Source organism: Vibrio sp. Vb0349 (assembly GCF_033338975.1).
Genome location: NZ_JAWOTS010000025.1, coordinates 44,800 through 53,190 on the forward strand (window position 1 = coordinate 44,800; position 8,391 = coordinate 53,190).

5 protein-coding genes are annotated in these 8,391 nt (G+C 46.0%); all 5 read right to left on the bottom strand.

The annotated features are described in order from the left end of the window. Nucleotides 1-73: 73 nt before the first annotated feature. Nucleotides 74-1,999 (bottom strand): dihydroxyacetone kinase operon transcriptional regulator DhaR, encoded by a 1,926-nt coding sequence (gene dhaR / locus R7Q47_RS19645; protein ID WP_318089342.1) that lies wholly within the window; start codon nucleotides 1,997-1,999, stop codon nucleotides 74-76. 145 nt (nucleotides 2,000-2,144) lie between these two features. Beyond that, nucleotides 2,145-2,675, bottom strand: a complete 531-nt coding sequence (locus tag R7Q47_RS19650; RefSeq protein WP_005379708.1) for an MltR family transcriptional regulator — start codon at nucleotides 2,673-2,675, stop codon at nucleotides 2,145-2,147. Between the two features lie 86 nt (nucleotides 2,676-2,761). Then, entirely contained in the window at nucleotides 2,762-3,910 is a 1,149-nt protein-coding gene (locus R7Q47_RS19655) for a mannitol-1-phosphate 5-dehydrogenase (RefSeq protein WP_053306863.1), read from the bottom strand. 111 nt (nucleotides 3,911-4,021) lie between these two features. Beyond that, a complete protein-coding gene (locus R7Q47_RS19660; RefSeq protein ID WP_318089343.1) occupies nucleotides 4,022-5,974 on the bottom strand; it encodes a PTS mannitol transporter subunit IICBA in 1,953 nt (650 codons plus the stop codon). Nucleotides 5,975-6,584: 610 nt separating this feature from the next. After that, the gene (locus tag R7Q47_RS19665; RefSeq protein WP_318089344.1) at nucleotides 6,585-8,336 is read right to left on the bottom strand and encodes a lysophospholipid acyltransferase family protein; all 1,752 of its coding nucleotides are present in this window, start codon (nucleotides 8,334-8,336) and stop codon (nucleotides 6,585-6,587) included. Nucleotides 8,337-8,391: the final 55 nt, after the last annotated feature.

Here is an 8,391-nt window from a genome sequence, read left to right on the forward strand (position 1 = left end):
CGTATCGTTAGTACATCTATACCGGCGTGCTTACGCCGGTTTTACTTTTGTTATAGGAACGCCAATTCACGACTTAATACAGCTTCATTTGCTCCTGCAGCCCAAACTTATTAATTTTTCTCCATAAGGTCGTGCGGCCAATTTGCAATGCTTTCGCCATATCATGCATTTTGCCATCACACTGATTCCAAGCCTGAACAATCGCTCTTCTCTCGGCTTCTTCTAACGTGATTACTGGCGTATTTTCTGCGGTATGGCGAGAATTCAGTTTAATGTCTTCAGGAATATCGTTCAGCTTGATTAAGTTGGAACTGCGGTTCAGCAAAATTCGCTCAGTTCGGTTTCTTAATTCAGAGTTGTTGCCTGACCAACGAAAATTCATCAACGCTTCCAGTGCGACTGGCTCTATCGAGATCGTCACATTGTGGCGGCGTTCGTAATGGCTGATAAGCTGCTGGACGAGAAATTCAATGTCTTCTTTACGCTTTCGTAGTGGTGGAATATGCAGCTCGTTCGAGGAGATTTCATAATAAAGTTGCCGACCAAATGAGCGCTGAGTGACATACTCGCTGATCTCTGAAGCGGTGCTGGTAATAAGTTGAAAATCTACGGGGATCAATCGCAAACTGTCGCTGCGGCTGACGAGCCCAGTTTTTAACAACTTAAGTAGCACGGCTTGTAAATCGGGTGACAGATATTCCACCTTTTCTAAAAAGAGCGTACCGCCATGGGCGAGCTCAAACTTTGAAGGCATGCCTTGCCCTTCGTCATACCCCAGGGTTTCTTTGACCAGTTGCTCTGTATTGATGGAGCGGCAGTTGAGCGTAATGAACGGCCCTTCTTTGTAGGTGCTTTCGTTATGAATCGCCATGGCGAGAGTGGCTTTTCCTACGCCTTCTTCACCTGTAATTAGAATCGGTGATTTGGACTTTATGGCCCGTTTTGCCACGGTAATGACATGCTTCATTTTTCGTGAAATGACGGGCAAAGTGCTGAACGTATAGCGCACACTGCCACCTATTTGTTGTTGAGCAAGTTCGCGAATTTTATCGATAGGGTGCAAGAACAATAAGTGTGTGCCGTCGTTGAGTGGACGCAAGGTGATGATCGCTTCAACAAACTCGCCACGAACCTCTACCGTTGTGAGTTTTCGGTTGATGCTCGCACCTGACTCAATACTAGTAAGGACATTCGGTGGGAAGCGTAAAACAGAAAAGACTTCTTTATCCAAGATCTGACTGGCTTCAATGTTTAACAAGCGCTCTGATTGGTGATTTACCATGGTTATACGGCTTTCTTCATCCCAGGCCATAAGGCCGTCATCCATGCACTCTAACGTTGCGTTATGCGCACAAGTGAGGCGGTTCATGTTTTCTTGTTCCGACTGAATGTGGATTTGCAAGCTGACTTCTTTCGCGCTCGACGCGATGATGACTAAGTCTTCTTTCTTATAGTTTTCCGCTTTTCTGAAAAGGCATGTTGTACCGCGTAATTTGCCAAATTGGTCGAAAACAGGCGCCGCTACAGAGGCATAAGAGTGCAAGTGGCGATTGAAATGTTCGGCAGCAAAAACTTCACACGGGATATGAGTATTGATACAGAGATTGACTGCATTTGTGCCTATCTTTCCTTCGGAGAGAAAGCAGCCTTGTTTTATGCCGAGTGCTTGCATCTCTTGTCGCATAGAGTCGTGCCCGACGGTAGAGAGGATACAGCCGTTGCCATCGGTTACCATCAATACCAGGTCTTCGTCCCCTAGCATGTCGTAAGTGTCTTCAAGTACGGTCGTGGCGCATTCGATGAGATGTTCGTTGCGCTTCATTAGAGATGAGAAGGTAAATCCAGAGGCAATATGTGGTTTTGACCAGGTGTAAGGGCTGCATTGCTTTATGCAACGCTCCCACGACTCGAGGACGGGAGTGCGGGAAAATTCTGGAGATACCCAGTGGTGTTTCTGGAAAAACTCCCACTTAGTTTTAGTGTCTTCGATTGAAAGCATGCGATACCGTTTCAATACTAGCGATAGATTGGTCTGATGTTACAGAGACATCGGAATATGGACTGTGATGGCTTTCACGCACGTTGTATAGAAGAATGTGCAAAAAGAGGGGCGAGTTGAGGAGGCTTCCGTGCCAGTTTTTCGATTAAAAAGGGCTGTCTTTGCCGAGCTCATTGCAAATCTCGACAATGGCAAGTGAGAGCCCTGACTTAATGATTTGTTGTTGACGTTGCAGTTGTAGCTGATAAAACTCAAGGTCGATGTCGTCATCTGGTTCGCTGACTTCCAGTTGCACCATGCCCATTTTCTTCACCAAGTGCAGTTTCTTAATTGGTTCTAGAATATTCGGGTCAGTGAATTCGTAATCTGAAGCGTCACTATTGAGTTGGTTTTTGAGTTTGATGATGTCTTCGATGTCGTGGTAAATGTCATCGGGGAGCACTCCCAAGCCAAACAATAACTTCAAACGAACAGACAGATCGCCCAGCGGTCCAGAGTCTTGTAGCAGCGGACCGACAACCGATTGAACAGCGAAGTTATCTTTACGAAAGATTCTTTGCACTAACCCGTCGATCGAATCGTTAAAAACGTCGACTGCTGCAATGAAAAAGCCTCGTACCGATGGGGCGCTGTTTAATCGCTCAATGATCTCGGTTTCGTTGATGTTATCTGCCATATACTGAATACATTTCTAATTATTAGCTATCCCAACTCTTCAAGCAGAGAAGGACATAGAAGGGGAGCCAAGCTCCCCTAGGTAAATCAAAGTTGGTTGTAAAGTGTCTCGATTTGAGCCACTTCATCACTGTCTTCTGCAAGACCTGTGTATGTCGCTAGCGTCTTCTTCACACCCACTTCTTTTAATGAGGTTTGCAGTTCTACTGCTTGTGGGTCGGTGTCGTTAGTGTACTTCAACGCAGCGGCAATGCCTTTCAAAAGTGTTTTATTTTCAGTGCCATACTCAATTGTACCGAGTAAAGGCTTCACTAATCTATCGTTTGCACCCAATTTTCTAATTGGTTGACGACCTACGCGATCCACCTCATCCACTAAGTATGGGTTGGCAAAGCGTCCTAAAATCTTCTCGATGTAGGCGTTGTGCATGTCACGGTCGAAGCCGTAGCGTTTGATCAGCACTTCACCACTCTCTTGCATCGCCTGTTTTACTTCAGCGTGAATGCTTGGGTCTTCAATTGCTTCACGAATGGTGCGATGGCCTTTCAAGCAACCTAGGTAAGCGGTAATGCAGTGGCCTGTATTGAGAGTGAATAGCTTGCGTTCTACGAATGCCATTAGGTTGTTGGTTCTTTCCATGCCAGCTATGTCAGGGATTTCGCCCTTGAATTGCTGCTCATCCACAATCCATTCGCTAAAACTCTCTACAGTGACTTCTAGTGGGTCATCGTTCGCCGCTTCTGCTGGTGGTACGATGCGGTCCACTGCAGAGTCGACGAAGCCAACTAGCTCGTCTGCTTTCGCGTGTAATGATTCATCCAAATGTTTGTACACTTCACCTTTTAGGTGAGTCGTGCCACGAACCATGTTTTCGCACGCGATGATGTTCAATGGTTTATCGTTACCTGCTGCAAAGCGTTTAGCAATGCCGGTAGCGATGGTTTTTGCAATGATGTCCAGTACGTTAGGGCCAACCGCTGTTGTTACCAAGTCGGTTTTTACAATGCGGTCGATGACATCTTCACTGGCTGAGTTTACCGCGGTGACGTGAGTTACTGTGTCGATTTGGCACTCAGTACCGACCACTTTTACTTTGTATTCTTGCTTGTGACTCAGTTGGTCGACGAGTGGAGCGTCAACGTCTGCAAATGTGACCTCGACTTCTGCATCTGCTAAGAGTTTTCCGATGAAGCCACGACCAATGTTACCTGCGCCAAAATGAACTGCGTTTTTCATAATTCTTACCTACCAATGTCTAAAATGTTGACTTACGAAACTAGGGGGAGGCCAACCGCATAGGGGGTGACAGCTGACCTCATTTGCCTCAGGAGCAAATTAAAGGGGTAATTAAGCCGCTTGTTGACCGCCAAGGATGTTCAGAATCTCTTCCACATCGTTGGTGCTGGTTAGCTTCTCAATTGCCTCCGGCTCATCGAGCGCGTTCGTAATGGTGGTAATCACCTGGATGTGCTCATCGTTCTTAGCGGCAATGCCGATAACCAGTTTCGCTACATCATCGTCGTCTTCAGTAAATTGGATACCCGATGGGTATTGGCAGATTACAATGCCGGTTTTCTTAACGCGGTCTTTCGCTTCTACCGTGCCGTGAGGCACTGCGATAGATTCGCCTAGGTAAGTTGGAACCAATGCTTCACGCTCAAACATCGCGTCTACGTATTCTGGTTCTGCGTAGCCAAGTTCGACCAACTTGTTGCCCGCGAAGCGAATCGCTTCTTCTTTGTTGGCAGCTTTCAAACCTAGGTGAATGTTTTCACGCTGGATTTGGAACACCGACGTTTGCTGTGGCTCGAAGTTGTCGTCGTTTGCTGCCACGAGCGAAACTTTTACCATTTGGTCGTCATTGGCTGCGGATTGGTTTTGCGCTGCTAGTAGTTTGGTGACTAGCTGGTTGTACATCTCGCTGTCTAGGAAGTTAGTCAATGAAATGTGGTGTGCGTTTGGAGCATGCTTACGTGCACGATCCGTTAAGTCTTTATGAGTAATCACGATATCTGCACTCTCTGGTAAGCTGTTAATGGCAAGGTTGGTTACGTGGATGTTCAGACCTGCGTCTTGAACCTTTTTGCGTAGCATGCTCGCGCCCATTGCACTCGAGCCCATGCCCGCATCACAAGCGACAATGATGCTTTGTACTGTCGCTAGGTCTACGTCACCTTTGCTTTGGCTGTTTACCACCGCATCGTTTTTAGATGCAGATTTCATGTCTTTCATTTGTGATGTTGCTTTTTCTAGTGCTGCTTCATCACCGTCTTCTTCTGTTGACGTTTGTGTCTTCATTAGCAGTGCTGCTACGGCGAATGACACGCCTGTTGCTGCAGCTATAGACGCTAGAATACCAACGATTGAGCCTTTCTGAGTCATCAACAAGATTGCAAAGATTGAACCTGGTGATGCTGGAGAAACGATACCTGCGTTAAAGATAGTTAGTACGAATACGCCAGTCATACCACCTGCGATAGCCGCAAGGATTAGGCGAGGGTTCATTAGGATGTATGGGAAGTAAATCTCGTGGATACCGCCGAAGAAGTGGATGATTGATGCACCACCTGCAGTTTGACGAGCCGTACCTTTACCAAACACCATGTAAGCTAGCAGGATACCAAGACCAGGACCTGGGTTTGCTTCGATTAGGAAGAAGATCGATTGACCTGTCTCAGACGCTTGTTGGATACCTAGCGGAGAGAAGATACCGTGGTTGATCGCGTTGTTTAGGAACAGGATCTTCGCAGGTTCAACGAAGATTGAAGTTAGTGGTAGTAGGTGAGCAGAAACTAGGAAGTTAACGCCTGCCGCCAAGCCACCAGAAAGAATTTTTACGAATGGACCGATAAAGATGAAAGCAAGGATCGCACATAGCATGCCGATGATGCCCGCAGAGAAGTTGTTAACCAACATCTCGAAGCCACTTTTTACTTTACCATCGATGTAGTTATCGAATTTCTTGATAGCCCAGCCGCCCATTGGGCCGACCATCATTGCACCCATAAACATTGGGATGTCTGTGCCGACAATCACACCCATTGTTGTGATTGCACCGACTACCGCACCACGATCGCCACCAACTAATTTACCACCGGTGTAACCGATAAGTAGTGGCAGCAAGTAGGTAATCATTGGGCCAACCATAGAGGCTAACGTTTCGTTTGGTAGCCATCCAGTTGGGATAAATAGAGCAGTGATAAAGCCCCACGCGATAAACGCGCCGATGTTTGGCATTACCATGTTTGACAGAAAACGACCAAAATTTTGTATCTTGATCTTGGCATCTGGTGATATCATAACAATTCCCCGTTCGATGTTCTGATGAATCTTGTTGTAGTAAACGGTTCGCCAAAACCGTTTGTTTGATTGCTTAGTACCCAATCAATTTACCACACATTTTCCAATTGGAACTGACAACGGGTTTTTCGTGATCTACGCCCGCATTTCTTAGGCTGAGAAACGGTTTTTAAGTGACCAAGTTCAACTTATTAACTTGTAACTTAATAACAAAAAGCCACTTTTAAATCTGTCAATAAAAATCTTAGTGATCAATCCGATCTTCTGACAAATTTAAAATCAAAATACTTTGTGACTTTGATCACTTTTGATTTTTTTTGAAATTCGAATTAAATACTTGCGATGATCAATATCACGTTTTGTGTTGAGTTGTGGTGGATTTAAAGTGTGACTTGGGTCTGCTTTTGTTTTTTGTGAAAGTTTGTGACGGAATTGGTGAGATAAATGCTATCTAGATCTTTCGATAGATTGTATCTATAAGATTCTTTTCGGCGCACTTCACGGAGCACGCCTAATTAGTTAATGAAAGGGTACAAATAAAGAGAGTCGCCACACGGTTCTTCTTGTGATTCCCAACTCTCTATTTAATCACTGTTCTTAATCATCGTTGCTATTTAGTATGATAGACGAGGTAGTCATGAGCTTGCTCGCGTCCCATATACCTTGCCAACGTCTTTTCTTGAACATCGCGCAAATCCACCATAATCAATCCATCTAGAGCGTTATTGAATGCAGGGTCGACGTTGAAGCATACCAGCTTGCCATTGAGGCTTAAGTACTGACGCAGCAAAACGGGCACTCCTTTCCCTTCATCGATTCTGGCAATGACACGTGACAATAGCTGTAAATCACCCAGAGCAGTGAGCATGCTGGTGTTCCAGTCACGGTGGTGCTCAGGAAGTGGGTTAGAAGGTGTGACATACTCTGCGCAGTTGTTATCGTAGTGGTGAAGCGTCATTGATTGAGCCAGCAGTTGGCGTGCAGTATCACTATAGTCGTTGCTAATGCTTACCGGACCAAATAGGTGAGTGTAATCTGGGTTTTGATGAACGAACGTTGCGATGCCTTTCCACAGCAGCAGTAGCGCGCTCATGCTCTTTTGATATTGCTGTGCAATCACAGAGCGCCCCATCTCAATGGATTTACCCATTTGGTCGATAAAGCGTTGGTCATAGTTAAACAACGTTCGTGAATACAGACCTGCTACGCCGCGCTTTTCAATCAGTTGATCAACCAGACCTAAACGATACGCGCCCACCAAGCATTGGTTCTCTCTGTCCCACACAAACAGATGCAGGTAATCATGATCGAAATGGTCAATGTCTATTGCTAGTCCAGTCCCTTCGCCAACTTGTCTAAAATTGAGCTCACGTAGGCGACCAATTTCATGCAGTAGGGAAGGGATACTCTGCGACTCCGTGCAGTAAACATCGAACTCACCACTTGTTAGCAGCTTGGACTCTTTTGGTAAGTTGTTCAGTTCTTCAAGCAATTCGCCTACGGGTAACCCTGCCGCTATTGGTGAGAGCCGTTCTGATGAGGAAGAGGGCTCCACCGATTGGATTTCACGATTGAGTAAGTAAGTGTTGAGCCGCAAATAGTTCACCACTTGATCATCGCTAAGTGTGTTCAGCTCTTTAAATTTTATCGCTTGGCCAAAGGATAAGTTGATGGTTTGCGCCTGTTTGTTCAGTAGCTCCCGCCCGAGCAGTAGGGTGCGCAAAAGTGGATGGATTTTCCCTGCCATATAGAAGCGTTTCGAGTTCTGACCACTGATGAATACTGGAACTGTCGTTGCTTTGTTTTTGCGGATTAGGCTACTTACGCTTCGACTCCACGCTTTATCTTCCAAGCGTTGCTGTTTGGCATCGACTAACTGGGAAACCTCACCGGCAGGAAAGACAAGCAATAAGCCGCCACTTGCTAGGTGTTTATTAGCCGCTCTGAGGGCCTTCATATTCGATTTGACGGCGTCTTTGCCTTCAAACACATCGACACCAATGAAGAGCTGATCTAACTCCGGCACGGTTTTCAGGTAGTGATTGGCTAGAATTTGGATATCGTCTCGTACCATCAACAAGAGTTCGGCCAAGATGACGCCTTCCACACAACCAAGCGGATGGTTCGCCACAATGACGGTAGCACCTTGTTTAGGTACTGAGTCGAGTGAACCATGAGCAATGCGATAATCGATACCTAAGATATCCAGCGTGAAGCGGAGAAAAGTTTTGGTATCGGCATTAACGGGGCGTTGGGCGTAGAACTTATCAAGTTGGTTTAAACCGGTTGCCCATTCAGCAACGTTTTCACCAATGCCAAACGGCGTTTTACGAGGGAGACGAAAAGGGGTTGAACTATCCATATTTACCTCAGCGTACAAGTTGCTGATTGGATAGTAGAAATTACAGATGACAGTT

Excerpts from the sequence above, each read along its gene's own strand:
- dhaR (WP_318089342.1), bottom strand. The coding sequence starts at position 1,999 with ATGCTTTCAATCGAAGACACTAAAACTAAGTGGGAGTTTTTCCAGAAA.
- R7Q47_RS19650 (WP_005379708.1), bottom strand. The coding sequence starts at position 2,675 with ATGGCAGATAACATCAACGAAACCGAGATCATTGAGCGATTAAACAGC.
- R7Q47_RS19655 (WP_053306863.1), bottom strand. The coding sequence starts at position 3,910 with ATGAAAAACGCAGTTCATTTTGGCGCAGGTAACATTGGTCGTGGCTTC.
- R7Q47_RS19660 (WP_318089343.1), bottom strand. The coding sequence starts at position 5,974 with ATGATATCACCAGATGCCAAGATCAAGATACAAAATTTTGGTCGTTTT.
- R7Q47_RS19665 (WP_318089344.1), bottom strand. The coding sequence starts at position 8,336 with ATGGATAGTTCAACCCCTTTTCGTCTCCCTCGTAAAACGCCGTTTGGC.